At 68.6% G+C, this 1,320-nt stretch carries 2 protein-coding genes; both read right to left on the bottom strand.

All coding sequences use genetic code 11. The features are described 5' to 3' along the window. The coding region (locus tag ACFDTC_RS12530) for an AMP-binding protein (RefSeq protein WP_375259216.1) at window positions 1–605 on the bottom strand (605 nt) is incomplete at its 3' end. Window positions 606–633: 28 nt separating this feature from the next. Continuing rightward, a partial coding sequence (locus ACFDTC_RS12525) for a tripartite tricarboxylate transporter permease (RefSeq protein WP_375259215.1) occupies window positions 634–1,320 on the bottom strand: 687 nt, incomplete at its 5' end.

Below are 1,320 nucleotides of genomic sequence, written 5' to 3'. Positions count from 1 at the left end.
ACGTTCAGGCAGCGGTCGCGGTCGCTGAGCGCCAGCGAGTCCGCCACGTTCCGCGCCGAGGCGACGACGTTGGATTGCAGCAGCGGAACAATCTTCGGGCGCGAGGTGGTGCCAGAGGTGTGCAGCACCAGCGCCACGTCGTCGGCGTCCGGCGTGCCGTCGGAAACGGGGGCGCCGGGGTTTTCGGCCATCAGGTCGAAGGCACCCGCCGCGGCGCCGTCGGGCACGGCGACCCGCAGCACGATCAGGCCGAAGCGCCGCGCCGCGCGCAGGGCAGGACCGTCCTCGTCCGCCGCGAGGACGATCGCGCGCGCGCCGAGATCCTCGAGGTAGAAGGCGAACTCGTCCTCCTTGTAGGCGGGGTTGAGAGGCGCCGTCGTCGCCGCCTGAGCGATCGTGGCGAAGGCGGTCGCCATCTCGGGGCCGTTGGGCAGCACGATGGCGACCCGGTCCTTCGGTCCCACGCCCGCCGCCCGCAGCGCAGCGCGCACGTCGGTCGAAAGGGTGCGCAGGCCGCCGTAGCTCAGCCATGCGCGGCCGGGTGCCCCGATCGCCGGCGCGGAATCGGGATGCGGGGCCAAAAGCTCGGAAAAAGTCTGTGCCATCGTCAAGTCTCTCCTGGTCATCATCCCGTCACTCGGCCGGCGCGATCGTGCGGCGCCGGTTCGTTCGAACATACTTGATCAGCGGCAGCAGGAAGAACACCAGCGCGATCAGCATGAAGCTACCCGAAAGCGGCCGCTGCACGAAGGCCAGAACGTTGCCTTGCTCGGCGATCAGCGTCTGGCGGAAGCTCGTCTCCATCAGCGGGCCCAGCACCAGCGCCAGCACCAGCGGCGCCAGAGGGTAGTCGGCCTTGCGCAGAAGGTAGCCCGCGACGCCGAACCCCGCGATCAGCCAGACGTCGTGCATCTTTTGGCTGGGCGCGAAGCCGCCGACGATGCACAGCACGATCACCAGCGAACAGAGCACCGTGAACGGCATCCGCAGCGCCCAGACGAAGACCGGGATCAGCGCGATGTTGATCAGCACGGCGGCCACGTTCGCCGTGTAGAGCGACGAGATCAGGCCCCAGACGAAGTCCGGCTGCTCGATGAACAGCATCGGGCCGGGGACCAGACCCCACATCACCATGCCGCCTAGCAGCAGCGCCGTAGTCGGAGAGCCCGGGATGCCGAGCGTCAGCATCGGCAGCAGCGATCCGGTCGAGGCGGCGTTGTTCGCCGTCTCGGGGGCAGCGACGCCCTCGATATTGCCCTTGCCGAAGGACTTGGGGTCCTTCGAGCTTTGCTTGGCCATGCCATAGGCCATCAGCGACGC

The organism is Citreimonas sp., assembly GCF_042096055.1.
Taxonomy (GTDB): Bacteria; Pseudomonadota; Alphaproteobacteria; order Rhodobacterales; family Rhodobacteraceae; genus Citreimonas.
This window is presented reverse-complemented; position numbering and strand designations above follow the sequence as displayed.